The organism is Serratia sp. NCCP-200, from assembly GCF_059697885.1.
On sequence record NZ_BAAKUJ010000009.1, the window covers coordinates 64,133 to 90,114 of the forward strand.

General features: G+C 55.4%; 29 protein-coding genes. 13 read left to right on the forward strand and 16 right to left on the reverse strand.

The window, feature by feature from the left end; genetic code table 11:
• The first annotated feature begins 22 nt into the window (after positions 1–22).
• Genes AC6HVW_RS22705 through AC6HVW_RS22720 form a run of 4 tightly spaced genes read left to right on the forward strand, consistent with a single transcriptional unit; the run spans position 23 to position 2,644 of the window.
• Entirely contained in the window at positions 23–601 is a 579-nt protein-coding gene (locus AC6HVW_RS22705; protein ID WP_021807285.1) for an ECF transporter S component, read from the forward strand.
• The gene (locus AC6HVW_RS22710; RefSeq protein WP_121608298.1) at positions 601–1,311 is read left to right on the forward strand and encodes an energy-coupling factor transporter transmembrane component T family protein; all 711 of its coding nucleotides are present in this window, start codon (positions 601–603) and stop codon (positions 1,309–1,311) included. The genes AC6HVW_RS22705 and AC6HVW_RS22710 overlap by 1 nt, the downstream gene beginning before the upstream one ends.
• Positions 1,296–1,973 (forward strand): energy-coupling factor ABC transporter ATP-binding protein, encoded by a 678-nt coding sequence (locus AC6HVW_RS22715; protein ID WP_390900628.1) that lies wholly within the window; start codon positions 1,296–1,298, stop codon positions 1,971–1,973. Before AC6HVW_RS22710 ends, AC6HVW_RS22715 begins: the two co-directional genes overlap by 16 nt.
• Complete coding sequence (locus AC6HVW_RS22720; protein WP_071683762.1) at positions 1,967–2,644, forward strand: ABC transporter ATP-binding protein; 678 nt, start codon at positions 1,967–1,969, stop codon at positions 2,642–2,644. Before AC6HVW_RS22715 ends, AC6HVW_RS22720 begins: the two co-directional genes overlap by 7 nt.
• Positions 2,645–2,865: 221 nt before the next feature.
• On the opposite strand, the gene AC6HVW_RS22725 is transcribed toward AC6HVW_RS22720, so the two are convergent.
• Complete coding sequence (locus tag AC6HVW_RS22725; protein WP_179248768.1) at positions 2,866–3,729, reverse strand: YicC/YloC family endoribonuclease; 864 nt, start codon at positions 3,727–3,729, stop codon at positions 2,866–2,868.
• Between the two features lie 126 nt (positions 3,730–3,855).
• Between AC6HVW_RS22725 and rph the strand changes: the two genes are divergently transcribed.
• Together rph and pyrE are read left to right on the forward strand one after the other, a co-directional pair.
• Positions 3,856–4,572, forward strand: coding sequence for a ribonuclease PH (gene rph / locus AC6HVW_RS22730; protein WP_039996196.1), 717 nt, complete (start codon positions 3,856–3,858; stop codon positions 4,570–4,572).
• 82 nt (positions 4,573–4,654) lie between these two features.
• Positions 4,655–5,296, forward strand: a complete 642-nt coding sequence (gene pyrE / locus AC6HVW_RS22735) for an orotate phosphoribosyltransferase (protein ID WP_059199331.1) — start codon at positions 4,655–4,657, stop codon at positions 5,294–5,296.
• A 47-nt stretch (positions 5,297–5,343) separates the two neighbouring features.
• On the opposite strand, the gene slmA is transcribed toward pyrE, so the two are convergent.
• From slmA to coaBC, 3 genes are all read right to left on the reverse strand, one after another.
• Entirely contained in the window at positions 5,344–5,940 is a 597-nt protein-coding gene (gene slmA / locus AC6HVW_RS22740; protein WP_021181838.1) for a nucleoid occlusion factor SlmA, read from the reverse strand.
• 257 nt (positions 5,941–6,197) lie between these two features.
• A complete protein-coding gene (dut, locus tag AC6HVW_RS22745; protein WP_039996197.1) occupies positions 6,198–6,656 on the reverse strand; it encodes a dUTP diphosphatase in 459 nt (152 codons plus the stop codon).
• Positions 6,634–7,851: a bifunctional phosphopantothenoylcysteine decarboxylase/phosphopantothenate--cysteine ligase CoaBC gene (gene coaBC / locus AC6HVW_RS22750; protein WP_071683760.1), complete on the reverse strand. Its 1,218-nt coding sequence runs from the start codon at positions 7,849–7,851 to the stop codon at positions 6,634–6,636. Before coaBC ends, dut begins: the two co-directional genes overlap by 23 nt.
• A gap of 183 nt (positions 7,852–8,034) precedes the next feature.
• Between coaBC and radC the strand changes: the two genes are divergently transcribed.
• From radC to mutM, 4 genes are all read left to right on the forward strand, one after another.
• Positions 8,035–8,718: a RadC family protein gene (gene radC / locus AC6HVW_RS22755; protein WP_024527869.1), complete on the forward strand. Its 684-nt coding sequence runs from the start codon at positions 8,035–8,037 to the stop codon at positions 8,716–8,718.
• Between the two features lie 265 nt (positions 8,719–8,983).
• Positions 8,984–9,220, forward strand: a complete 237-nt coding sequence (gene rpmB, locus AC6HVW_RS22760) for a 50S ribosomal protein L28 (protein ID WP_004931195.1) — start codon at positions 8,984–8,986, stop codon at positions 9,218–9,220.
• An 11-nt stretch (positions 9,221–9,231) separates the two neighbouring features.
• Entirely contained in the window at positions 9,232–9,399 is a 168-nt protein-coding gene (rpmG, locus tag AC6HVW_RS22765; protein WP_004392084.1) for a 50S ribosomal protein L33, read from the forward strand.
• Between the two features lie 79 nt (positions 9,400–9,478).
• On the forward strand, positions 9,479–10,288 hold the full coding sequence (gene mutM, locus AC6HVW_RS22770; RefSeq protein ID WP_071683759.1) for a bifunctional DNA-formamidopyrimidine glycosylase/DNA-(apurinic or apyrimidinic site) lyase: 810 nt from the start codon (positions 9,479–9,481) through the stop codon (positions 10,286–10,288).
• Here mutM and coaD read toward each other — a convergent pair whose 3' ends face one another.
• Genes coaD through waaA form a run of 3 tightly spaced genes read right to left on the reverse strand, consistent with a single transcriptional unit; the run spans position 10,289 to position 12,829 of the window.
• Positions 10,289–10,774, reverse strand: a complete 486-nt coding sequence (gene coaD / locus AC6HVW_RS22775; protein ID WP_021807277.1) for a pantetheine-phosphate adenylyltransferase — start codon at positions 10,772–10,774, stop codon at positions 10,289–10,291. It lies immediately after the preceding gene.
• Between the two features lie 3 nt (positions 10,775–10,777).
• Entirely contained in the window at positions 10,778–11,551 is a 774-nt protein-coding gene (locus tag AC6HVW_RS22780) for a glycosyltransferase family 2 protein (protein WP_071683758.1), read from the reverse strand.
• Entirely contained in the window at positions 11,552–12,829 is a 1,278-nt protein-coding gene (gene waaA / locus AC6HVW_RS22785) for a lipid IV(A) 3-deoxy-D-manno-octulosonic acid transferase (RefSeq protein ID WP_024527873.1), read from the reverse strand.
• A 123-nt stretch (positions 12,830–12,952) separates the two neighbouring features.
• On the opposite strand from waaA, the gene AC6HVW_RS22790 reads away from it, so the two are divergent.
• Positions 12,953–13,966, forward strand: coding sequence for a glycosyltransferase family 9 protein (locus AC6HVW_RS22790; RefSeq protein ID WP_071683757.1), 1,014 nt, complete (start codon positions 12,953–12,955; stop codon positions 13,964–13,966).
• Positions 13,967–13,998: 32 nt separating this feature from the next.
• Here AC6HVW_RS22790 and AC6HVW_RS22795 read toward each other — a convergent pair whose 3' ends face one another.
• The 3 genes from AC6HVW_RS22795 to rfaQ are packed head-to-tail and all read right to left on the reverse strand — an operon-like array spanning position 13,999 to position 17,303.
• On the reverse strand, positions 13,999–15,096 hold the full coding sequence (locus tag AC6HVW_RS22795) for a glycosyltransferase (RefSeq protein ID WP_071683756.1): 1,098 nt from the start codon (positions 15,094–15,096) through the stop codon (positions 13,999–14,001).
• Between the two features lie 3 nt (positions 15,097–15,099).
• Positions 15,100–16,227, reverse strand: coding sequence for a glycosyltransferase family 4 protein (locus AC6HVW_RS22800; RefSeq protein WP_059199338.1), 1,128 nt, complete (start codon positions 16,225–16,227; stop codon positions 15,100–15,102).
• Positions 16,224–17,303, reverse strand: a complete 1,080-nt coding sequence (gene rfaQ / locus AC6HVW_RS22805; protein ID WP_024527877.1) for a putative lipopolysaccharide heptosyltransferase III — start codon at positions 17,301–17,303, stop codon at positions 16,224–16,226. Before rfaQ ends, AC6HVW_RS22800 begins: the two co-directional genes overlap by 4 nt.
• Positions 17,304–17,518: 215 nt before the next feature.
• On the opposite strand from rfaQ, the gene AC6HVW_RS22810 reads away from it, so the two are divergent.
• Positions 17,519–18,475, forward strand: a complete 957-nt coding sequence (locus tag AC6HVW_RS22810; RefSeq protein ID WP_065683743.1) for a polysaccharide deacetylase family protein — start codon at positions 17,519–17,521, stop codon at positions 18,473–18,475.
• Between the two features lies 1 nt (position 18,476).
• Positions 18,477–19,571 carry a glycosyltransferase family 9 protein gene (locus AC6HVW_RS22815; RefSeq protein ID WP_186486579.1) on the forward strand — a complete coding sequence of 365 codons (1,095 nt, stop codon included), beginning with the start codon at positions 18,477–18,479 and terminating at the stop codon, positions 19,569–19,571.
• Between the two features lie 16 nt (positions 19,572–19,587).
• On the opposite strand, the gene AC6HVW_RS22820 is transcribed toward AC6HVW_RS22815, so the two are convergent.
• Genes AC6HVW_RS22820 through rfaD form a run of 6 tightly spaced genes read right to left on the reverse strand, consistent with a single transcriptional unit; the run spans position 19,588 to position 25,966 of the window.
• Positions 19,588–20,577: a glycosyltransferase gene (locus AC6HVW_RS22820; protein WP_186486578.1), complete on the reverse strand. Its 990-nt coding sequence runs from the start codon at positions 20,575–20,577 to the stop codon at positions 19,588–19,590.
• On the reverse strand, positions 20,574–21,806 hold the full coding sequence (locus tag AC6HVW_RS22825; RefSeq protein ID WP_071683753.1) for an O-antigen ligase family protein: 1,233 nt from the start codon (positions 21,804–21,806) through the stop codon (positions 20,574–20,576). The genes AC6HVW_RS22820 and AC6HVW_RS22825 overlap by 4 nt, the downstream gene beginning before the upstream one ends.
• A gap of 28 nt (positions 21,807–21,834) precedes the next feature.
• On the reverse strand, positions 21,835–22,998 hold the full coding sequence (locus AC6HVW_RS22830; RefSeq protein WP_186486577.1) for a glycosyltransferase: 1,164 nt from the start codon (positions 22,996–22,998) through the stop codon (positions 21,835–21,837).
• Entirely contained in the window at positions 22,995–23,960 is a 966-nt protein-coding gene (gene rfaC, locus AC6HVW_RS22835) for a lipopolysaccharide heptosyltransferase RfaC (protein WP_071683751.1), read from the reverse strand. Before rfaC ends, AC6HVW_RS22830 begins: the two co-directional genes overlap by 4 nt.
• A 2-nt stretch (positions 23,961–23,962) precedes the next feature.
• Positions 23,963–25,009 carry an ADP-heptose--LPS heptosyltransferase RfaF gene (rfaF, locus tag AC6HVW_RS22840; RefSeq protein ID WP_071683750.1) on the reverse strand — a complete coding sequence of 349 codons (1,047 nt, stop codon included), beginning with the start codon at positions 25,007–25,009 and terminating at the stop codon, positions 23,963–23,965.
• A gap of 24 nt (positions 25,010–25,033) precedes the next feature.
• On the reverse strand, positions 25,034–25,966 hold the full coding sequence (gene rfaD, locus AC6HVW_RS22845; RefSeq protein ID WP_021807264.1) for an ADP-glyceromanno-heptose 6-epimerase: 933 nt from the start codon (positions 25,964–25,966) through the stop codon (positions 25,034–25,036).
• Positions 25,967–25,982 lie beyond the last annotated feature (16 nt).

Sequence of the window (25,982 nt, forward strand, 5' to 3'; positions counted from 1 at the left end):
CTACTAGTTGAGTGAGGTTGTTATGGCACGTAATGGGTTATCGAGTCAGACGTTGGTGTTGATGGTGATTTCAATTGCTATCAACATGATTGGCGGGCAGTTGGTATCGATGCTGAAGCTGCCTATTTTCCTCGATTCTATCGGTACCTTGCTGAGTGCAATTCTCGCCGGGCCGATTATCGGCATGTTGACCGGTTTATTGACCAACCTGATCTGGGGCCTGCTCACCGGCCCGATTGCTGCGGCGTTTGCACCGGTGGCAATGGTGATTGGTTTGGTGGCTGGCTTATTGGCGAGCATCGGTTGGTTCCGGACGTTACCAAAAGTGATCTTAAGCGGTGTGGTGATCACCTTGGCTGTGACGATTGTTGCCGTACCGATCCGTACCTATCTGTTCGCCGGGGTCACTGGCAGTGGCGCAGACTTCTTTGTCGCCTATGTGCATTCAATGGGTAGCAATCTGATCGAATCCGTCGCAATGACTGTGTTGGGGATCAACCTGATAGATAAAGTGCTGGTTGCCATCATCGTCTGGCTATTGGTGCGTAATATGTCGCAGCGAACCTTGCGTAATTTCCCCGCAATGGCTGCCGTGCGTTAATGCACCCGTTTACCTCGCTGGCTCTTTGGCTGGTACTGGGTACCAGCAGCTTGCTGATGCCGTTTGGTTATCCGTTGCTAGCCTATAGCCTGGCGAGCTTTCTATTGCTGATCCTGATGAAAAGTACCCGGCATCGCTGGCGCTATGTGGCGTGGATCATGTTACCCATGGCGGGCGGCTTATGGCTGGTGCATAGCGGTTGGCTGGCGTGGTGGTTACGGGGGGAGGCACGTGATGATAGCGAAATGCTCAACGCCGCCGCGCTCTGGCTACGCTTGTTGGCGTTGCTAAGTTTTGGGCAAATCTGGCTGCAATACGTGCCGCCGCAGCGCGTTATTCGCGCTCTGTTTGCCAGCCGTTTGCCGCTCGGGCTGGCCTACCTGCTGGCAGGGCCGCTGCTGGTTGCCGAACAACTGCGAGCGCAACTGGCCGCGATTTATCAGGCACAGCTGGCGCGAGGCGTGCCGCTAGACGGCTATTGGTATCAACGATTGCGCTACATTCCGGCATTGGTTATCCCGTTAACCCACAGTGCGTTGAATGATTTAACCGCGCGCAGCACGGCGCTGGATATGCGTGCTTTTCGGCTGCATCCCAGACGCACAACGCTATGGGCACCGAGCGACAGCCCGCTGCAACGTAGCGTGCGCTATGGCTTGCTGTTGGTGGCGGCATTGGAAATAGGAGCCTGGCTGTGGTTGTGGCACTGAATGCGCTGAGCTTTATTCCTCAAGGTAGTCGCTGGCAGTTGGAAAGCATCGAACTACATTGCGAGGTTCCAGGTTTATATGGCATTAGCGGCGGCAATGGCAGCGGCAAAACCACGCTTGCCCAACTGCTGGCAGGCTGTTTCCCCGACTTCTTACCCGGCACATTACAGGGATCAGGACTGGTCCTCGGTGAGGAAATAGGTTCGCGCCCGCTGGTTGAAATGGCGCAGCAGGTGCAGCTCATTCAACAGGCACCCCAGCTGCAACTTTCCGGCTGTACCTTCACGGTCGAAGAGGAGATCGCCTTCGGGCCGGAGAATCTGTGCCTGGATGAAGCCGAGATAATGGGGTGTATCGAACAGGCGCTGACGTTCACCGATTGCCACGCCTTACGCCATCGTCATCCAGCTACGCTCTCTGGCGGCGAGGCGCAACGGGTGGTGATGGCCTGTGCGCTGGCGATGCGCCCCCGGCTACTATTGCTGGATGAAGCCTTTAGCCGTTTGACACCCGATGCTACCACCAAGCTGTTACAACAGTTGGTTACTTACGCTAATCAGCAGCAGTGCGTGATTTTGCTCTTTGAACGGTCACTCACCAAGGTTGCCACTTATTGCCTGCAAACCTGGGCACTGGAGCAAGGTAGGCTTTCATTATGCTAACGATTGAATCGCTGGAATATCAGTGGTCAGGCGTGGCCGAACCCATCATTAACGGTTTGGATCTCACCATTAGGGCCGGGGAATGGGTGGCCTTGATCGGGGATAACGGCGCTGGGAAATCCACGTTATTACGCCTGATGGCCGGGTTGCTAAAACCGACCGGCGGCAAGGTTTTCTTGCAGGGCCAAAATATTGCCACCCTTAAAGCGGCACAGCGTGCGCCGTTGCTGGGAGTATTATTTCAGGAAGCAGAACGGCAGATCTTTCGCAACCGGGTACGCGATGAGATCGCTTTTGGCTTACGCCATCAGGGGGTGCGCGGCGATAGCCTGGAGCAGCGTGTTGATCAAACGCTGGCGCTTTGTGAGCTAACGGATGTTGCGGATGCTCACCCATTGGATTTACATGCCGGTCAGCGGCGTATGGTCGCCGTTGCCAGCCTCGCTGCCGTTGCGCCACCTCTGCTGCTGTTGGACGAACCCAGCCGTGACTTTGATAGCTATTGGTTGGGGGTATTTACCCGCTGGTTAGCGGTTTGCCGTTCGCAAGGCACCACCGTGCTGGCCATCAGCCATGATTATGCTTTTGTTAAAACGCACTTTCCGCGTGTGATCCGTTTGGCTGATGGGGTTATTGCGGAGGATGGTGGGGCTGGCCTGATATTGAGTTAGCCCTGCGATGTAGGGTTAGCTTTTTGGTGACTTCACCGAAATGGTTTCCAACATGTGGGCTCGATAGCTGCTAGATATTGAGCATACCTTCTCGCAGTAAAGCCAAGACAATATCCATCTGATGATTCGGGGCATATTTGGACATAGGAAACCTCGATGAGTGGTGATATTAAAAAGCCCGCTGTTATGCGGGCTCTCTGTTCAATGATGGCACTTAAAATTTACTCGATATTCTGAATTTGCTCGCGCATCTGCTCAATCAGCACTTTCAGCTCAATCGCTGAGGTAGTCACTTCGGCATTGATCGACTTGGACGCCAGCGTATTCGATTCGCGATTGAATTCCTGCATCATAAAGTCGAGGCGACGGCCAACGGCTTCTTTCTTCTTCAGGATGTTGTGCGTCTCTTTGACGTGCGCTTCCAGGCGGTCCAGCTCTTCGGCGACGTCGATACGCTGTGCCATCAGCACCAGTTCCTGCTCCAGGCGAGTGTTTTCCAGCTGTACCTGGGCTTCTTCCAGCTTGCTGACCAAACGTTCGCGCTGCCATTGCAGGATATTAGGCATCTGGGCGCGGACTTTGGCCACTTCGGCGCTCACGCCGTCGAGGCGTTGCTCGATCAGGGCTTTCAGCGCGGTGCCTTCGCTTTCGCGTGCCACGATGAAATCATCCAGTGCGCCTTCCAGCGCCTGCATCAGCTCGTTGCTGATGAGGTCCAGATCCTGTTCCTGAGCGGACATCACGCCCGGCCAGCGCAGGACGTCGATCGGATCGATTTCTCCTTCGTCGCTCTGCATTTTGACCCAGTTAGCGGCTTCAACCAGCTGCTTGGCCAGTTTTTCGTTCAGGATCATCGAGCTTTGCGCGCTTGGGTCGAGCTCAAAGCGCAGGTTGCACTCCACTTTGCCACGCGTCAGGCGGCCACGGATACGCTCGCGGATCACTGGCTCGAGGCTACGGAACTGCTCAGGCAGACGGATGTAGGTTTCTAAGTAGCGTTGGTTAACGGAACGCAGCTCCCAAGCTGCGCTGCCCCATTCACCCTTGATTTCACGCCGGGCGTAGGCGGTCATGCTGCGGATCATTGTGCGTACCCGTAAATAGGAAAAGATGGAACGATTATAGCGTTGCACCTGCGGGCAGGATAGGCATAACGTCACGAAGCCCGTATAATGCGCAGCCAAACGTTAATAAGAAGCCGGAGAGAGCCCATGCGTCCTGCAGGCAGAGCACCACAACAAGTTCGCCCCCTGACACTGACCCGTCACTACACGAAACACGCTGAAGGTTCAGTGCTGGTTGAGTTTGGCGATACCAAAGTTTTGTGCACCGCCACGGTAGAAGAGGGCGTTCCGCGCTTTTTGAAAGGCCAAGGGCAAGGGTGGATCACCGCAGAATACGGCATGTTGCCGCGTTCTACCCACAGCCGTAATGCCCGCGAAGCGGCCAAAGGCAAGCAGGGTGGCCGTACGTTGGAGATCCAGCGTCTGATCGCTCGTTCACTGCGTGCCGCAGTGGATCTGAAAAAACTCGGTGAGTTCACCATCACTCTGGACTGCGATGTGCTGCAAGCCGATGGCGGCACCCGTACCGCTTCTATCTCCGGAGCCTGTGTGGCGCTGGCCGATGCGCTGAATGCGCTGGTTACCGCCGGTAAACTGAAAACCAACCCGATGAAAGGGCTGGTGGCTGCGGTTTCAGTCGGTATCGTTGGCGGCGAAGCGCTGTGCGATCTGGAGTATGTGGAAGATTCCGCCGCAGAAACCGATATGAACGTGGTGATGATGGAAGATGGCCGCATGATCGAGGTGCAAGGCACCGCCGAGGGTGAGCCGTTCAGCCACGATGAGCTATTGGCGCTACTGGCGCTGGCCCGAGGGGGAATCGAAACCATCTTCCAGGCGCAGAAAGCGGCGCTGGCAGACTGATTTTTAAAGGCGACCAAGCAGTCGCCTTTTTTATGCCCGGAAAATAGAACCAAAGTTATCGACCCAATTAGGAGAAGCAGTAATGAAAGCCTACCAGCGCCAGTTTATCGAGTTTGCGCTCCGCAAGCAGGTATTGAAATTCGGCGAGTTCACCCTGAAATCCGGCCGTACCAGCCCCTATTTCTTCAATGCCGGCCTGTTTAATACCGGGCGTGATCTGGCGCTGTTAGGGCGTTTTTATGCCGAAGCGCTGGTGGATTCCGGCATCGAGTTCGATCTGCTGTTTGGCCCAGCCTACAAAGGTATCCCGATCGCGACCACCACCGCAGTGGCATTGGCAGAACATCACAATCTCGATGTGCCTTATTGCTTCAACCGTAAGGAAGCCAAGGAACATGGTGAAGGCGGTACGCTGGTAGGCAGCCCGTTGCAGGGGCGTGTGATGCTGGTAGATGACGTGATCACCGCCGGGACGGCCATCCGCGAATCGATGGAAATTATCAGTGCCCATAACGCCAGCCTGGCAGGTGTGCTGATTTCTCTCGATCGTCAGGAACGTGGCCGTGCTGACATTTCTGCAATCCAGGAAGTGGAGCGTGATTATCACTGCAAAGTGATCTCGATTATTACGCTCAAGGAGTTGATTGCTTACCTGGAAGAGCAGCCGGAAATGGCCGAAAGCCTGGTGGCCGTGAAGGCATATCGCGAGCAGTACGGGGTTTAAAATCCGGGGTTAAAATAATAGCGCCGGGTTGAACCCGGCGATATTTGTTACTGCAGTTGTGCCGCTAACAGCGGCCAGCGGGCATCGAAATCTTGCGTTGGGCGGTAGCGGAATTCAGAGCGAATATAGCGTGACAGCATCCCTTCACAGAAGGCCAGGATCTGGCTGGCCAGCAAGGTCTCATCGACGATAAAGCCCTTTCCTTCCCGGAGTTTACGTTCCTTTAACACCTGACGCAGTTGCGCTTCAATCCGCTCGAACAGCTGGTTGATCCTGCCCTGCAGGCGATCTTGTTCAAACATCAGCGCGTGGCCGGTCATGATCCTGGTCAGGCCTGGGTTGCGCTCTGCAAACCCCAGTACCAACAACACAATCAGGCGTAGGCGGTTGAACGTCTCTTTTTCATCCTGCAAGATCAGGTTGATGCGCGTTATCAGGCTATCTTCAATAAACTCGATCAGGCTATCAAACATCCGCGTCTTGCTGGGGAAATGCCGATAAAGGGCAGCCTCAGAGACACCAACGTTTGCGGCAAGCTTGGCTGTGGTAATGCGCTGGCTGCCGTCGCTGGATTCCAGCATCTGGGCTAACGCCTGCAATATCTCCTCACGCCGATTCCTTTTGGTATTTTCTTTTTCTGCCATGTTTGATTAGACCCTTGCTAAAACGGCTTATCCCCTCAATCTCTTCGGGTATAGATTTGCGAAAACCCGCGCACCGGCCGTTGCAGAGTAAACTCTGTGCGGCTTATAAGATCGCTGTTGTACGGTGTAATGGCTAACAGGTCTTTCAGACCCTTATTCTCCGTGCGTTACTCTCAATTGCCAGACCAACCGTGCCGCATTGCAAGCGGCGCAGTGGCAGGCGCCATCCCTGTAAATCATTCGGTTACGGGCAGGTTCTATTGGCGACCGGAGTGGCCAAAACCACCGGTACCCCGTTCGCTGCTATCGAACTCTTCCACCAGATTAAACTCGGCTTGCACTACCGGCACAAATACCATCTGTGCGATGCGTTCACCCGGCTCGATAGTGAAGGATTTCTGGCCACGGTTCCATACGGATACCATCAGCTGGCCCTGATAATCGGAATCGATCAGGCCAACCAGGTTACCCAGCACGACGCCGTGCTTATGGCCCAGACCGGAGCGCGGCAGGATCACTGCAGCAAGACCGGTATCGGCGATGTGGATAGCCAGGCCGGTAGGCAGCAGGGTGGTTTCGCCTGGTGCCAGCTCAACCGCGCTGTCCAGACAGGCACGCAGATCAAGCCCGGCAGAGCCTGGGGTGGCATAGGTCGGTAGTGGGAAATCTTGACCGATACGCGGGTCAAGGATCTTAACGTCGATTTTTTTCATCATAACGGCTGACTATCTCGTCTAGTAAACGTTGGCCAAGGAGTGCCTTGTCGCTATGCGGCAGGCGCTTGTCTCCATCCTGCCAAAAAAGATGCAGGGCATTGGTATCACTGTTAAAACCGTGCTCTGCAAGCGATACATCGTTAGCGCAGATTAAATCCAGTTTTTTACGCAGTAGTTTTTGTCGCGCATATTCTTCCACATTCTGGGTTTCAGCCGCAAACCCGACGACAAAGGGGCGATTTTTGCTCATCGCGGCAACGCCCGCGACAATATCCGGATTCTTGATCATCTTGAGGATGATTTCATCACCCTGCTTTTTGATTTTCTCATCGGCAATCTGTTCTGCCCGGTAATCCGCCACGGCGGCGCAGGAGATAAAGATGTTCTGCTGCGCGGCGTGCTGTTGTACCGCTTGCTCCATTTCCAGCGCGCTGACGACATCCACACGGGTTACCCAAGGCGGCGTAGGCAGGCTGACCGGCCCGGCGACCAACGTGACTTGCGCACCGCGAGCGGCGGCGGCCTTGGCGATAGCAAAACCCATCTTGCCGGAGCTGTGGTTGCTGACGAACCGCACCGGATCAAGTGCCTCACGGGTGGGGCCCGCGGTGATCATAATCTTTAAATTTTGCAGATCCTGCGGCGCAGAGAAATGAGCGTTAGCCAGTTCCACTATCTCCAATGGATCCAGCATGCGGCCAGGCCCGATATCACCACAGGCCTGGCTACCGCTGTCTGGCCCCCACAGCAGCACACCACGCCCTTGTAAGGTCTGTAGATTGGCCTGAGTGGCGGCTGCGCGATACATCTGTTGGTTCATGGCCGGTGCTGCCGCGATCGGAGCATCGGTAGCCAGGCAGACCGTGGTCAGCAGATCGTTGGCCATGCCGGCGGCAACGCGGGCCAGCAGATCGGCGGTGGCCGGAGCCAGGATCACCAGATCGGCCCATTTGCCCAATTCAATATGGCCCATGGCAGCTTCTGCTGCGGGATCCAGCAGATCGTCGAAAACCGGATAGCCGGAAACGGCCTGCAGCGTCAGTGGGGTAATGAAGGCTTTGGCAGCGCTGGTCATTACCACTCTTACCTCGGCGCCTCTGTCGCGCAGGCGGCGCACCAGCTCAGGGCATTTGTAAGCGGCGATACCGCCACTGATGCCAAGCACAATATGTTTGCCGGAAAGTCCCGTCATCATGATTGTCCGATTGAAATCCGAAAGAGGCGGACATTTTAGCATAACCGCTGCCAGGTGGAGCGATTCTGCTGTGTATGCAGCCAGTTACATGCGAGTTTTCGTAACACTTCGCAATATTATCAATCACCTGTCGCACGATGAAATTCACCGTGACATGCTGCTGTAGCAGGCAGGGAGGTGGCAATGAGCAATCAGGATATGTCGTTATGGCCTGGGGCTTTAGCACCCAGGGAAAAATTGATGCGTGATGGTGCAGCGGCGCTCTCCGATAGGGAGCTGTTGGCAATTTTCTTGCGAACCGGGCTACCTGGGGTTCACGTCTCACAGCGGGCCGAACAGTTGCTGACGCACTTTGGTTCGCTGTATCACCTGGTTTCGGCGGACTACGAACAATTTCATAGTCAGAAAGGGTTGGGGATTGCCACCTATGCGCAGCTGCAGGCAATTTCCGAATTAGCCTTCCGGCTGTTTTCCGGCCCCCATTTGCTGGAAAACGCGCTGCTGAACCCGAAAATTACCCAGCATTATCTGCACAGTTTGCTGGCTCACCACGAGCGAGAGGTGTTTTTAGTGTTGTTTTTAGACAATCAGCACCGGGTTATTCGCCATCAGGAGATGTTTGCTGGTACCATCAACAGCGTCGTTGTCCACCCAAGAGAAATTGTGCGTGCGGCGTTGAAGGCTAATGCAGCAGCCCTCATTCTGGCGCATAATCACCCTTCGGGTAAGGCTGAACCCAGTCACGCCGACCGTTTGATAACCGAGCAAGTGGTTAATGCCTGCCGATTATTGGAGATCCGAGTGCTCGATCATTTGGTGATAGGCCGGGGTGAATGCGTCTCTTTTGCCGAGCGCGGATGGCTATAAGCAACTTTTTCGCGATCCTTGAGGGATCTTTAGCTGTTCGGGACTTGAGCACTTACGCTTCAGAGCGTATACTACGCCACCTTTGAGAATCTTGGGTTTGGCGTTAAGAGCCTATCTCAGCAGGTTTCCAACCTGATGTGAGGTTTCTGACCTGATGACGAGAGTCTCCTCAGTATGAAGTTTGCTGAGATGGGCTCTAAAAGCCTGACGAGGCGGCCATACCCTATACGAAGCTCGAGCTGATTTGATTTTTGGAGAATAAGACATGTCACGAGTCTGCCAAGTTACTGGCAAGCGCCCGGTGAGCGGTAACAACCGTTCCCACGCAATGAACGCGACCAAACGCCGTTTTCTGCCTAACCTGCACTCACACCGTTTTTGGGTTGAGGCTGAGAAGCGCTTTGTAACTCTGCGTGTATCTGCTAAAGGTATGCGTGTTATCGATAAGAAGGGTATTGAGACGGTCTTGGCCGATCTGCGTGCCCGTGGTGAGAAGTATTAAGGAACTGCATCATGGCTAAAGGTGTTCGCGAGAAGATCAAGCTGGTTTCTTCTGCTGGTACTGGTCACTTCTATACCACCACGAAGAACAAGCGTACTAAGCCGGAAAAATTGGAACTGAAGAAATTCGATCCAGTTGTCCGTCAACACGTGATCTACAAAGAAGCTAAAATTAAATAATTTTAGTGGATTAATGAAAACCCGGCCTCGGCCGGGTTTTTTCATTTTATAGGGGTAGCAAACGGAGAGGGAGCCAGTCATGCCTGAATTACCAGAAGTCGAAACCAGCCGCCGTGGTATCGAGCCTTATCTTGTTGGCCACAACATCCAGTATGCGGTGGTGCGTAACGCTCGCCTGCGTTGGCCGGTCTCCGAGCAGATCCTGGCGCTGAGCGATCGGCCGGTGCGCAGCGTACAGCGCCGTGCCAAGTATCTGTTGATCGAGTTGGACCACGGCTGGATTATCGTGCATCTGGGGATGTCTGGCAGCTTGCGTATGCTGGCAGAGGAAACCGAGGCCGGTAAGCATGACCATGTCGATCTGGTGATGAGCAACGGTTTTATCCTGCGCTACACCGACCCGCGCCGCTTTGGTGCCTGGCTATGGTGTGAAGATCTGGCCGCCAGCAACGTATTGGCTCATCTTGGCCCGGAACCGCTGGGTGAAGAGTTCAATGGCACCTACCTGTACGAGAAATCCCGTAATAAGCGCACGCTGATCAAGCCTTGGTTGATGGATAACAAGCTGGTGGTTGGCGTGGGGAATATCTATGCCAGCGAATCGCTGTTTACCGCCGGGATCCTGCCAGATCGTCAGGCGGGATCCTTGACCAAGGCGCAGGCGGATCTGTTGGCCGAAACCATCAAGGCGGTGTTGCTGCGTTCAATTGAACAAGGGGGAACGACGCTGCGTGACTTCCTGCAGTCGGACGGTAAGCCGGGGTATTTCGCGCAGGAACTGCAGGTCTATGGCCGGGCAGGTGAACCTTGCCGCGCCTGTGGCACACCGATCGAGAGCGCCAAACACGGGCAGCGCAGCACCTTCTTCTGCCGCCGCTGCCAGCGATGATTACTGCGCGGCCAGCTTTTCCATCAGCGCTTTGGTGACGACATCCGGCAAGAACGGTGCGATGTCGCCGCCATGGCGTGCCACTTCCTTCACCAAGGAAGAAGAGATAAATGACCACTGCTCGGAAGGCATCAGAAACACGCTTTCCAACGTTGGCATCAGATGGCGGTTCATGTTCGCCAGCTGCAATTCATATTCAAAGTCGGACACCGCACGCAGGCCGCGTATCAGAATATTGGCGTTCTGATGGGCGGCGAAGTGCGCCATCAACTCGCTGAACCCCAGCACCTCGACGTTATCCAGATGAGAAGTCACCTGCGTGGCCAGGGCAACGCGTTCTTCCAGCGAAAACAGCGGTTTTTTGCTCGAACTGGCGGCAATGGCCAGGATCACGTGATCAAACATCAGTGAGGCGCGGGTGACCAGATCCAGATGGCCGTTGGTCATTGGATCGAAGGTACCTGGGTAGATGGCTTTGCTGCTCATGGTTTACTTCTCTGAATAGTTGCGGCCCAATGCCCACAGTGCGGCATATTTATTGAAGGTATATTGCGCGTTGACCACGGCTAACAGCAAGCCCTGTTTGCCGTCGAGGAAACCGGCCCGCAGCAGCCAGGTTTTGCAGAACGCCCCCAGCGTGTGGGTGAGGATCGACAGATAACCGCAGCGCTTACCGGCCTGGTGGCGTTGGATTGCCCACTGCTCGGCGTAATGCAGCTGTTTGCGCTGGAAGGCAAAAAAGTCACGGCAGGTCAGGTGCAGCAGATCGCCTTGCAGCGGCACGACTTTTGCGCCGCCGGTGTTGAGGGATTCATGGACCAGATCGTCGTTATAGCGATAGCGCTGATTGGCATACAGCCGGTTGACTCGGTCGGGATACCAGCCGCTGTGGCGCATAAAGCGGCCAAGAAACAGGTTACGGCGGCCCAGGCTGTAGACGACGTTATCGTCGGCGTTGGCTAATACCTGCTCAATGGAGTGGCGCAATTCTGGCGTGACGCGTTCGTCGGCGTCGATCATCAGCACGTAATCCTGGGTAGCGTAGCTTTGCGCCTTCTGCCGCTGCTTGCCGAAGCCTTGCCAGTCGGTATGGGTAAACACCTTGGCACCCAGACTTTCCGCCAAAGCGACGGAACCGTCGCTGCTGCCAGAGTCGAGCACGATGATTTCATCAGCCCAGGCGACCGATTGCAGGCACTCGCTCAGCAACTCGGCTTCGTTTTTGGCGATCATCACTACCGACAGGCTGTTACGGTGGCTCATTCAGTGGCTCCGTGGCGGCAGGTGTGGCTCCAACAACTGCAGCAGGCGCTGCAACGCCCCCTGGTTCTGATACAGCACTTCAACCGCGTGGCGGCCGTAATAGCGGCGATAATCTTCATCGGTCAGCAGCGTTTCTATCTCTTTCACCAAGGAGTCGACATCGCTGATGGTGATCATCCCGCCCGCTTCGGAGAGTTTGGCGCAGATATCTTTAAAGTTGAAGGTATGTGGGCCCATCAGCACCGGAATGGCATGGGCGGCCGCTTCCAGGGGGTTATGCCCCCCACGCTCAACCAGGCTGCCACCGACGAAGGCCAGATCGGCAATGCCGTACAGCAGCATCAGTTCGCCCATGGTATCGCCAATCACCACCTGTGTGCTGCTGGAAGGGATTTCGCCGCTGCTGCGGGTGGTGTAACTGAAGCCCGCTTTTTGCGTCAGCTCTTTGGCGGTTGGGAAACGCTCCGGGTGGCGTGGCACCAGGATAAGTAATAGGTCGGGGTGCTTTTCCAGCAACCGGCGGTGGGCTTCCAGCAGAATGGTTTCTTCACCTTCGTGAGTGCTGGTGGCGATCCACACCGGGCGGCGTGGTGCCCATTGGCGGCGTAGCGTAACGGCTCTGGCCGCCAGCTCTGGCGTTACGGAGATATCGAACTTCAGGCTGCCGGTGACGGTCAGCTGTGAACGCTTCAGGCCCAGTTCGATAAAGCGCTCGCCGTCTTCCTGATTTTGCGCAGCGATCAGGGTAATGCGGCGCAGGATATCACGGATAAAACCGCCGATTTTCTTGTAGCCAGCCGCTGAGCGGGCGGAAAGGCGCGCGTTGGCAATCACCAGCGGGATTTGGCGCTGATGCAGGGCGTTAATCAGGTTGGGCCACAGCTCGGTTTCCATGATGATCACCAGCTTGGGATCCACCTGGTCGAGGAAACGGCGCATCGAACCCGGCAGATCGTAAGGCAGGTAGACATGATGCACGTCTTTACCGAAAGCGGACTGCACCCGTTCGGAACCCGTTGGCGTCATCGTGGTCACAGTAATCGGCAAGTAAGGGTAACGATGGCGCAGGGCGCGAACCAGAGGGATCGCCGCCAGGGTTTCGCCAACAGAAACGGAATGCAGCATAATGCCGCCCGATACTACTTTCCCGGCGCAGAAACCATAGCGTTCCGCCCAGCGTTTACGGTAGGCTGGTGCTTTGCGGCTGCGCAGCAGTAAGCGGAGCCAGATCAGGGGTTGGATAAGGTAGAGTAGTACCTGATATAAACGGAGCAGCATTCTATCAATTTCATTTATATGGGTTATCCAGAATAGTACCATAACCGGAAGGGAAAGGCGCTAACTTGGTGGCTCGGTGTCAGGTTGGGACAACAGGCGAGAGATGTCGCCGATAGGTTTGTAATGAAGAATATTTTAATTATCCGCCGCGACAATATTGGCGATCTCGTGTGTACTACCCCGCTGATTGAAGGGGTGAAAACCGCTTACCCTGACGCCAACCTCTATCTGCTTATCAATAAAGTCAGCCAGGATGTGGTGAAAAATAACCCGCATCTCACCAAGGTGTTTGTTTATAAGAAGGCCAAACACAAGGCCAAGAATGAGACCACCCTTGGGGTCTATTTTGAACGGCTGATGATATTTTTACAGCTGAGAAAAATAAAGTTTGATGCGGCTATTCTGGCTAACCCGGTGCCGTGCAAATATAGCCTGCGCCTGGCAAAAATGGCCGGGGTTAAAAATATTATCGGCGCAGATCTTGGCACCAGTGAAATTCATCACCCTTTCCGCGCGGCGGATTTTCACGGCAAGCATCAGGTGGAACACACCTTCAGCTACCTCTCTGCCATCACCGATCGCTCCATTGCCATTCCTCCGGTGAAGGTCTTCCTCACTGCGGAAGAACAGCACCAAGCGCAGCAACGTTTACACAGTCTGCTGCCCCCGGTTGAGCGGGTATTTGCCGTGCATATCAGCAGCCGCAGTCCGAAACGGCGCTGGCCCATTGAGCGCTATGCCGAAATCATCAACCGCCTGGTTGCCGATCCCGCCACCGGCGTGCTGATCTTCTGGTCACCGCAGGGGACGCTGACGCCTGATGATATAGGCGATCAAAAGCGAGCGGAGCAGCTATTGGCTGGCTGCCAGAATGAAAGAGTAGCGCTTTACCCAACGGCCTCGGTACGCGAACTGTTGGCCGGTTTCCAGCTATGCGACAGGGTGCTGTGCAGCGACGGTGGCCAGATGCATCTGGCCGCGGCACTGAATAAAAGCATGGTGGTATTCTTTGGCGATACGGATAAAGAGTCTTGGCATCCGTGGAGCGGGCAATATCGGATCCTGCAAACCGAGTCGGGTGATTGCGTTGATGTTACCGTCGATGAGGTGTGGCAAGAAATACAGGCCTTGAATTAATTAACAACCAGGCAGGGTAACCCTGCCTGGACTTATTTCTTTAACGCCAGATACTGTTGGCAAATAGGCTCCAGGCCATAGCTCAGCAACTGCTGGTGATTAATGACCGGCGGCTGAGCATAAATCTCTGCCATTTTCTCCGCCAGTGAGGCTTCATTTAATTCCGCCAGTGCACGGGTTAACCCCGCTTTTTCCAGAATTTCCTCAGGCCCGCCAGGGCAACGGGTGCTGACGACCGGCGTGTCGCACAGCAAGGCTTCAACCAGCACGTTACCGAACCCCTCACTGTCTGAACTGAGCACCAGCATCGCGGCGTGTTTGATCAGGGGATAGGGATTGGCCTGAAAACCGAGGAACAGCACGCGATCGCTAATGTTTAACTCTGTGGCAAGGCGTTTGGTCTCGTTGATTTGCGCTTCATTGCCAGCGCCCACCAGCGCCAAAGGGGCCTGGATACCAGACAGTGCGTAGGCTTTCAGCAAGCGGTCGTGGCGTTTATGTGGATGAAAACGGCCCACGTGCACCAGATAGTCTTTGCCTGCCAGTTCACAAGGCTCTGCCGCCTGCTGTTCGATGGCGGCGATATCGAACGGGTTGTTGATCACCGCCAACCGGTTAGGAGCAATCCCCAGATTTTGCTGGAGATCGTTGCCCACCGCCTGCGAGACGGCAACGATATTCTGCCGTTGGTAGACACCCGCGACCTTGCGGCGTTTCAGCCAGCGATCGAGGCCGGTACGGTGGCCGAGGTAGGAGGTGGACAGAATGCCGTGAATGCAGAACCACAGCCGGGTGCTGTCCAGCACTTTGCTATGGCTGACGATACGATCGGTCTTGTGCAGGTTGGAGAACACCAGGTCGTAACGGCCGTGCTGCTGCTCGTTGGCGGCAACCGCGCGATCCAACATCGCGGCGCGGCGTGCCAGCTCGGTCAGCTTACGCCATGGCGATCGGCAGTTGTCGCTGAGCACCTGATAATCAATGCCGGTGGGGATCGGGTAGTTGCAGACGTCCCGCAATGAGATCAGGCTGACATCATGCCCCAACTGCTGCATGCCCTGGCACAGGGTCAGCACCACCTTTTCTGCTCCGCCGCCCGGCAGGCCGTCGATAATCATCAGAATACGCATAAGTTAGTCCAGCAGTCGGTTATACAACGATATGAGCTGTTCTGAGAGGTGTGCTGGCGTGGCCGACATGATACGCAACCGCGCCGCCTCTCCCATGCTCGATCCCAAGGCTTGCCGTGGCAGTGCAACGATAGCATCGGTGAGGGCGCTGACGTCCAATGCATCACAGACAAAGCCGTTTTGCCCAGGAGTGATGAACTCAGCGCCACCGCAGGTGGTGCTGGTGATCACCGGCAGCCCGCATGACATGGCTTCCAAAATCACATTGGGGAACGGATCGTACAACGTTGGCAGCAACAGGGCGTCTGCGGCCTGATAGAACGGCAGCGTCTGTTTCTGCACGCCCATGAAGCGCACCCGGTCACCACAACCCAGCTTTTGTGCCAGTGAGCGGTAACGTTTTTCTGCTTTATCTTTACCCACCACCAATAGGTAGCTGTCGGTGGCGGCTACGGCGCGAATTGCGGCTGCCAACCCTTTACGTTCGAAGCCTGAACCGACAAAGATCAGACAGTGCGCCTGTTGCGGGATCTGATACTGCGCCCGCAACTGCTGCCGCTGTTGCTCATTCGCCGGTAAAAATTTCTGATTGTCGATGGCATTGTAGATCACCGTGATTTTATCGGCCGGCACGCCGAAATCGGCGATGATTTCCCGTTTGATCATCTCGGCGTTGCAGATCACCGCTTTCAGCTCTGGCGCGGCATACATGGCGCGTTCTGCACACATCACATAGCGGTGATAGCGGTTGGAAAACAGCCATTTGCGCCGCCACTCAGGCAGCAGGCGTGCCCGTTGCAGCAGCCAGCGGCGATGGACGCCGTCACCGGCGCGATAGATATCACAGCCGGGAATGCGTTCATGGCTTTGCACCAGATCGAAGCTCTCTTTCTGCCACAGGGTCCGAGCCGCTTCGGCAAAACCGCGTTCGCGGCTGATGCGCCCGAACTTCATCGGGTTGCACAGGTGGATGTGCCAGTTAGGGTTAACGTCCCCCTGCCATTCGCGGGTGATGACGTTCAGATCCAGATCTTGTTGTTCCAGCGCCTCCAGGGCACGGGAAACGAATCGTTCTGCCCCGCCGTCTGGGCGGTATTTTTGGCGGACAATCGCCAGGCGAAATGCTTTCATGCAAGCGTGCTCCGCGCGGCTGCAATCACCACGTCTGTAGGAATAAGGTCCAGGTAGCGCTCATCGGTGCCGGTATTGATGGCATCCGGGTCCGGCAGGCTGCCGTAGTCCCCGGCCCAAATCACCTGGCCGATAACCTGCCAGGGGCGCCAAAATACCAGCTTGGATGGCCCGAACAGCGCCACGCAGGGCGTTTGTAATGCCGCCGCCATATGCATGGGGACTGAATCTACCCCGATAAACAGTTTGGCATGGTCGATCAACGCCGCCAGCTGACGCAGGGTCAACTGCCCGGCCAGAGAAACCACCCCTTGTTGTGGGCACTGTTTCAGTATTTGCGCCACCATGTCCTGCTCTTTGGCATCAGGCCCCGAGGTGATCACCAACTGGTGCCCTTCGGCCTGCAATGCGCTGATGGTGGCCGCCATTTTTTCTTCGCTCCAGCATTTAAAGAACCAGCGCGACGTGGGTTGTACCACGATATAGCTGCCGGTGACGCCATTTTGTTGCAAAAGCTGGTGGCTGGCCTGCCAATCTTGTGGGCTGTAGCTCATGGTGACCTGCTGGTTTTGCTCAGGTAAACCCAGCGGTTGCAGCAGCGAGAGATTTTGTTCAACGGTATGCAGATGCTCGTGCCCGGCTACCGGCACCAACTGAGTGTGGCAGTAACGCCACAGGAAGCCACGGCGTTTGGGGAAATCGAATCCCAGACGAATGCGGGCACCGGTGAGGCGAGTAATCAACGCGCTGCGCCACTGGTCGGCCAGGTTGACCACCAGATCGTAGCGTTGTGCCTGCAACTGACGGATCAGATGCAGTTCGTGACCCAAGTGTGCCTTGGTGCCCTGTTTTTTCCACTGGCGATCGATGACAAAGATTTGCGACAGCGCCGGGTTGCTCGCCAACATCTCCTGCGTTTCTTTGTACAGCAGGATGTCGATTTGAGCATCGGGATAGTTCTGCCTCAGCGTATTGATGACCGGAGTGGTCAGCAGCATATCGCCATGATGGCGCAGCTTGACGATCAGAATACGCTGTATGGGCGTGGCAGAAACAGGGGCTGGCGCGTCGTTCATAGTCAGTCGCTTTCAGGGAAACCAATCTTTGATTCTAAATGACCCGATTGCATGTGGCTACTGTTGCTCGGTTTTCTTGCCTGCACAGAAAAAAATAGTGGCATAGAGTGACAATTACGGCTCAATGTTGTCCAAACGAGGCGATAAAGTCGTTTGCCCTGAGGAATGGGGCTGCGTAACATAATGTAAATCTGTGACTATCAGGTTCCCAATGTATGACTAAACCGGCGTTTCTTATCACGATTGATACCGAAGGCGATAATCTGTGGCAAAACCACGATCGCATTTCGACCGAGAACACGCGTTTTTTGCCGCGCTTTCAGGCGCTGTGTGAAAAATATGCCTGCAAGCCGGTTTATCTGACCAACTATGAAATGGCGGTCGATACCCAGTACGTTGAATTTGCCCGCGACGTGATAGCACGCGGCACCGGCGAAGTGGGCATGCATCTGCACGCCTGGAACAGTCCACCGTTGACGCCGCTCACCGATGATGACTGGCGGCATAAACCCTATCTGATCGAATACCCGGCCGATCAAATTCGTGCCAAGGTCGATCATATGACCAAGCTGCTGGAAGATACCTTCCAGACCAAGATGCTCAGCCACCGTGCCGGGCGCTGGGCGTTTAATGAGTTTTATGCCTCATTGCTGCTGGAATATGGCTATCAGGTCGATTGTTCCGTCACTCCGCGCGTTAACTGGCAGTATTCGCCCGGCAATCCGCAGGGCAACGGCGGGACCGACTATCGCCATTTCCCCTCGCAGGCCTATTTTATCGATCCGGCCAATATCGCCAAACCCGGTAATTCCACGCTGTTGGAAGTGCCAATGAGCATTCAGTATAAACATTCGGCGCTGATGAATGCGGTGAAACAGGGCTATGACCGCCTGCGGGGTAAAAAGCGTTCGCCGTCGGTGCATTGGCTGCGTCCCTCCGGTAACAATCTGGACAAGATGAAGCTGGTGGTCGAACGCTCTCTGGCACAGGGGCACGATTACGTCGAATTTATGCTGCACTCCTCCGAGTTTATGCCGGGAGGCAGCCCGACGTTCAAGACCGAGCAGGATATTGACGCGTTATATCGCGATTTGGAGCAGCTGTTTGCCTGGTTGCAACAGCGCACGGTTGGCATGACCTTGGCTGAATACTATCAACTGAAAGTGAATTAACATGTCAAAAAAATGGAAAATCAAGGCCGCTGACTGGTTCTTGCGGCGCTATACGGCAAAGTACGGCCGTTTCCAGCCGCCAGCGACTTTCGACAGCCGTCTCCAGTTCGAGAATATCGTGATTTATTCCACGACGGCACTGGGGGATTTCATGTTCAATACCCCGGTGTTAAGAGCGATGCGCGAACGCTACCCGGCAGCGCATATCACGCTGGTGGTACATGAAAAGAATAGGGAACTGGTAGAAAACGGCCGCTATTACGATCGCGTAGTCTACTGGAATAGCAAAATAAAGACCCTGGGGCCGCTGTTGAAATCGTTGCGTGAGCATCAGCCTGATTTGGCGCTGATCATGCATTCACATCTGCCCTATGACATTATCAGCGCCATTATGGCCGGGGCTAAATATGTCATCCGGGATAACTACAGCTCGGGGATCTGTGGGCTGGAGCCTTGGTTGACCAACTACGTATTCCATTATTACGGCCACTTTATCCGCCGTAAGCTGGAGCTGGTTTCTATTCTGGGTTGCCGCAGCGACGATCCGACCATGGAAATACCGGCCCCTTATACGCCAGGCAGTAAAAATCCTGATTTCTGCACCATTGGTTTCCAGCTAGGCGCTTCAACAGAATCACGCTGCTGGCCGGTGGGGCACTTTGCCAAACTGGCGGATATGCTCGTTGCTCGCTATGACAACATGCGCTTCGTGCTGATTGGTGCGCCGATGGAAGAAGGAAAAGCCCAGCAGTTCCAGCGGCTGATTAATGCCAATACCCAGGCTTGCGTTGACAACCAGATCGGCAAAACCGGGCTGCAAGGAGCACTGACGCTGATCAGCAGCCTCGATGTGTTGGTGACCGGAGATACCGGGCCGCTTCATCTGGCGGTGGCCCTGAAAACCAAGACCATCAGCCTGTTTGTCACCGCTGACCCGCGCTCAACCGGGCCGATCCAGGATCACCAACTGCACCGTATCATTCATCAGTCACGCACGGGCTACACCATGCCATTGGAAGCGGAAGGCCCGGTGGGTGTCATACAACCGCAGCGGGTTTTTGATGAGATCGTGGCTCACGTACCACTGAACCCTTGAGAAAAAAACGCATCGGTTACCCGGTGCGTTTCTTCAGCCAGCGACGGATTTTAGACAGGCAGCTATCCACGCGCGCGAAGCGCATCTGGCGGACTTTCTTGTGCGGAACGTCGCTGTTGCTACACAGGGCCGCCGTTTGGCGCAGGATCGCCAGGGTTTCCGGTGGGTAGCGATAATAGCCGTAGACCGCCTTCGACATGGCCTTTAACTCCGAGAAAGCGTTGGCGAGCATCAGGGCAGCCAGCTGCCGCAGTGGCTCATCACCGCGATGAGCGTCCACGAAGCGCAGCATCTTCTGCATGGCAAACAGCATATCTTCACTATCTTTCGCCCGGATGTTGCGGGTGATCCCACGGTCATTATCCCGATATAAGTAGAGCGGGTGGTCGAGATGAGCGATGTGGCGGGTTTTGAAATATTGGAACGGCGTGAAGATAACGTCTTCATAGCGGCGGCCGTTTTCGAACGTTTCCCCAGCCAGCAGCGTACGCCGGTAAATCCGGCTCCAGACGTGCCACATTGAGTGTTCAAACAGCGGCTTCAGACTGGCCAGGCCGTGCTGTTCGAAATCGTAGCTACGGTAGCGTATCTCGCTATTGGCGGGCACTGCTGGCGGGTTTCCAGAGAATTTCTGATAGTTGAAATCAATCAGGTCATCTCTGCCCGTGAGTAACAGCGGGCGCAGGATCGCCAGATAGTCGCTGCTCAGCAGGTCATCGCCGTCCAGAAATGCGACGTAGCGTCCACTGACGTGTTGCAAACCGACGTTACGGGCGTGGGCAACGCCGCCGTTTGCCTGAGTAATGAATTTGCTATGCGGGTGCTGTCTTGCCGCCAGGAATTGGCTCACCAGGGCCGCAGACGCATCGCTTGAGCCATCATCGATAATCACCACTTCAATATCATCACCGATCTGATCGTATAACGAGCTCAGGCTGGCGATGACAAAGTCTTCATTGTTGTATACCGGCACAATAAAGCTGAGCAGCAGCGGTGACGAACTCATACCGACGGTTCCTGACGCTTTTTCACCGACAGCACGCTGGCGATGATGGCCAGGCAGAAGACTGCCGTGCCTTCGGTACTGAAGAAGATAACGTCGCTAAGCCCGTAGACAAACAGGCTGAAGGTCACCCCCAGCAACAGCGCATTGCGATACGGCTTAAATGAGGAGATGAATAGGCCGATGTACAGCGCCAGTAACAACAAACTTCCCCAGAGGCCTTTGAGCGAATAGGTTTCCAGCAGTTCGTTATGCAGATGCACGTTGATGTAAGGCGTTACCCCGTACAACCGCGGCTCCTGCGCAACGATGGCGCGGATTTCTTCCCCACGCTGTTCGGCAGATTGTCCCAATGGCGCAAGCGAGCCGGTGCGTATGGCGATGACCTGCATCGTCAGGCGGGAAATAATCGAGTTATCCACTTCGGGCTGGTCGATCATTTGCAGATTGGTTTTGAAATCGGCAACGCGCTGTTCGATCTGTGACTTAAAGGCGAAGCCGCAGGCCAATAGCAATAAAGGCACCGAGGCGACCAGCTGGATCTTATGCTTGCGGGTCACCAGATCTTTGGTTGCCAACAGCGACAGGCAGATCGCAACGGGGTACACCAGTATGGCCGCCCGTGTTCCGGTGAGGATCAGAGTGGAGAAGGTGAGCAAGAAGCCAACCACGTACAGCGGGATGCGATACTTGGTCCGCAGCATCAGTATTGCCTTCATCATGACCAGGCTGATGGCGGTCATCAGGTAGGCAACGACGGTGGCGCGGTCGAAGTTAAGCTCCACGCGCGAGATATCTAACTGCAGGCCCTGATAAAGCGCATAACCATTGACGGCCAAGCCGCAAGCCAACGCCACGACAATGAAGGCGCGTTGCATGCAAAGACGTTCGTTCAGCGCGATCAACAAAATAAACGCAGTGGCAATCTGCAGCTTACCGGTCGACATATACGAGCGGTAAATATTGATGTATTCGCCGGGCTGCTTGAAATGGTTCATCCAGAAAATCGTCCCCATGCCTACGCAGAAAAACAGCAGCGGCAGGATCAGGTTTCTTTTGTTTTTCAGGAAGTACCTTAAGTGCAGACAAACGGCAATAAAGGAAATATAGCTGGAGACATAAAACAGGTTACGCCCCGTATCGAAGCCGAAAGGGATGGTACAAAAGGCAATGGCGCATCCCAGATAGATCAGGTAGCTGAAAATGGGGTGCGGGGCTGTTTCTTTAAACATGGAGTAAGGTTTCCGGCTCACATTACGGTTAAGCAATAAAGGATTGCAGCGTGTCGTCGAATTCTGTTTTGAACAGAGCATAGCTGAAATGTTGAGCGGGGTAGTGCCGGGCATTCTGGCTCATCTGGTGGTAGGTTTCTGCCACCAGCAGTTTCTCTACCGCATCCGCACAATCGATATGCGACAACAGCTTCGGCGTGACCAGGCTGTCGGAGAGGGGATCGTAGACCTCGTGCGGGAAATCGACCTTGATGCCGGTTAACCGCTGGTGCTCTTCAATGGATACCGTCGGCGTCAAGCCAATGCCGCAGTAGCCGTCTTTCACCGCTTCCGGCTGGCCGTCTACCATGGGGAAGATCACCGGTACGCCAAAATAGAGCGACTCCATGCAGGATAAGCCGAAGGGTTCGGTGATCGGCGTGCTCATATAGATTTGTGTACGGTTGAAGAAATCCGCCACGTTATCCTGAAAGCCGCTGAAGACCACCCGATCACCGAGCTGCAGCTTGGCTGCCAGGGCTTCAAACGCTGCCCGATCCGGGCCTTTGCCCGCAATTTCCAGATAAACGTCGTGCCCACGGCGCAGTAGCTCCTGCATCATCAGCAGAGAAACGCTGATGCCTTTCAGGCTCACCAGGCGCGAGGCAGTCCCAATCCTGATCGGCTGTGCCAATGATTTTGGCGTTTCATCGATCCCGGTAGGCGTTTTGATGCGGTTGATCACCACCGGATTCTGGCAAGGCAGATTAAAGCGCAGCTCCATCACCCGTTTTGAGGCATGGGAGGCAGAAATCACGCCGTCCAGCATGGCGAAGAAGCGCAAGGTCTTGTGGTTTTTGGCGTAGCGCCATGAGCAACCATGATCATAATAGACCAGTTTGCCACGCTTGGGCTTGGCCGCCAGCCCTGGGATCAGATCCCACACGATAATGACGTCGGCGTTTGCCCGCTCGATTTTTCTTTGCAGCAGGTATTTGCGCAGAAACTGTGGGCAACGCAGAGAGAGCGAATTGAACAGCCGGTTGGCAAAGGTGACCTGCTGGTTCGGCATCTGTTGGCGGATCTCTTCGCCAACTTCGCTGCTGACGCAAATCACCTGATTACTGCCGTCGTGGGTATCATTGATATACTGCAGGAACAGGCGCTCAACCCCGCCCATCTTGCCTAAATTGATAATATGCAGCTTTTTCATGCAATAACCTTTTGCAGTTCTGTCCAAACGGCGTCGGCGGTGAGGGTGGCCATGCTTTTTTCCGGCGAAATCAGTGAGTGCTGATTCTGCCCATAACCCCCAATCAGCCCCGGATCGGTCGGGCCGAACAGGGTGATATTCGGGCGATCCAGCGCGGCGGTCAGGTGGCTTAGCCCGGTATCGACCGACACCACGGCTTTTGCCCCAGCCAGCACTTCGGCAACCTGTTGCAGACTGAGCTTGGGCAACACTTCAACGTGTTCAAACCCTTCTGCCAGCCGTAAAGCGCGTTGGCGTTCGTGCTCAGCACCCCAAGGTAGCTTGATGTTTATGCCGCTCGGAGCGATCAGTGCGATCAGTTCGCGCCAGTTTTCCTCCGGCCAGTGTTTTTCATCCCGCGTAGTGGCGTGCAGGAACACCAGATATTGCCCGGCATCGGCGGGTGGTTGGCTTAGAAAACGAGCGGCAATGGCGTAATCACCCGTGCTCTGCGGCTTTGCATACCCCAGGCTCTTGGCGAACAGCTCGCGAATGCGTTCCACCGCATGCTGCTGCTTGTCGATCTCATGGCGATGATTATAGAACCAGCTGGCAAAAGGCTCGCGGACGCTTTTGCAGTCCAGGCCGTGTTTGCTGCCGTGCGCGATGCGCGTCACCAACGCCGCGCTCTTGATCAGGCCCTGTGCATCGATCACGATATCATAGTCGCGCTCCTGCACCTGGCGCTTGAAATCGCAGCGCTGCTGGCGTGTTTCACTGCCGAACCAGTTTTTACGCCAGCGGCGGATGGCCACCGGGATCACGCGATCCACCGCCGGATGCCAGGTAGGGATCTGGCTGAACCCCTCTTCCACTACCCAATCGAAGCGAATACCGGGGATGGTGTGCATCGCGTCGGTCAAGGCCGGCAGCGTATGGAGCACATCCCCCATCGAAGAGGTTTTTACGATCAGCACCTGCATGATTATTCCTCGCTGGCGGCTAATAACGGCGTCAGCGCGTCTAACACCTGCTGTGGCTGGATGTCGATCAGGCTTTGGTGATAGCCCTGGTCGGCATCGCCTTTGCGTACCTTGTGATAACCACTGATCAGGCGGATCACCTTGGCCTGATGGGACAGCGGCGGCGTGAAGTCCGGGCTGCTTGGCCCGTACAAGGCTATCAGAGGTTTATTCAACGCTGCTGCAACGTGCATCAGGCCGGAATCGTTACTGACCACGGCCCGGCAAGAGGCCAACAGGATCACTGCCTGTTCGAGCTGGGTTTCCCCGGCCAGGTTGAAGCAAAAATCGCGAGATTTTTCTGCCAATGCGTCACGGATCTGCTCACCGGCCTCGTGGTCTTTGGCAGAACCAAACAGGGCGATTTGATAGCCTGCGTCGATCAACATCTGTGCCAGCGTGGCGTAATGGTAATGCGGCCAGCGTTTGGCTGGGCCGAATTCGGCGCCTGGGCAAAAACCGATAATGGGCCGGTGATCGGTGAGATTAAACGCCGAAGTGGTTTCGGCAATCTCTTCGTCACTGACCTGCAACTGCGGCCAGAGTATCGGCTGCGGCAGATCTTCGGCGCGCTGTATCCGCTGCTTGTCATAAGCCAGTGCGACATAGCGCTGCACCATCAATGGGAATGCTGCTTTATCCAGTACGCGGAGATCGTTGAGCAGGCCATAGCGCATCTCGCCGCGCCAGCCGGTACGCTGCGGCACGTTGGCAAAGAAGGGCACCAGGGCAGACTTGAATGAGTTGGGCAGCACATAGGCACGGTCATAACCATTAGCGCGTAGCGCATGGCCAAGACGGCGGCGTTCGCCCAATGCCAGGGCACCGTGGCCCAGCGGCATTGCCAATGCCTGGTTGACTTCGGGCATCCGCGCCAGCAGGGGACGGCACCAGGCAGGTGCCATCACATCGATTTCTGCCGACGGGTGCTCGGCCTTCAGGGTGCGGTAGAGACTTTGCGACATCATCATATCGCCAACCCACGAAGGGCCAATGACCAGTATTTTCATACCGTGAGTAACTTCCTTCAGCGCTTAAGCGGGACGATTCAACCAGGCCATGTATTCTTTCACGCCTTCAGCCACGGTTTTGAACGGTGCGTCATAACCGGCAGCGCGCAGCTTGGTTTGATCGGCCTGGGTGTAAGCCTGGTAGCGGCCTTTCAGCTTTTCCGGGAACTCAATGTATTCCACGGCACCGGACTGATGGTATTCCACTACCGCATCGGCCACCGCCTGGAAGGTTTCCGCACGGCCGGTGCCGCAGTTGAAGATGCCGGATACGCCGTTCTTCCAGAACCACAGGTTGACCGCCGCCACGTCGCCGACGTAGATGAAGTCACGCTTGAAGTTTTCGCTGCCGGCGAACAGTTTTGGATTTTCGCCACGGTTGATTTGGTTGTTCAGGTGGAATGCTACGCTGGCCATGCTGCCTTTATGGCCTTCACGCGGGCCGTAAACGTTGAAGTAACGGAAGCCACACACCTGCGAATCCGCTTCTGGCAGGATTTCGCGCACGTATTGGTCGAACAGGAATTTGGAGTAACCGTAAACGTTCAGCGGCTGCTCAAACTGACGCTCTTCGATAAAGTTATCGGTGCGGCCGCCGTAGGTGGCAGCGGAAGAGGCATACAGGAACGGGATCTGACGATCCAGGCAGTAATGCAGGATGTCTTTGGAATACTGATAGTTGTTATCCATCATGTATTTGCCATCCCATTCGGTGGTGGAGGAGCAGGCACCCTCATGGAAAATGGCGTCGATGTCGCCCAGATCGTCACCAGCCATGATGCTGGCGATAAAGTCTTCTTTATCGACATAGTCAGCGATATCAAGGTCGACCAGGTTAACGAATTTGGTGCCATCTTTCAGGTTATCCACCACCAGGATATCGCGATATCCGTTTTCATTCAGTGCCTTGATGATGTTGCTGCCAATCATGCCAGCGCCGCCAGTGACGATAATCATTGGGTTTACCCCTGTG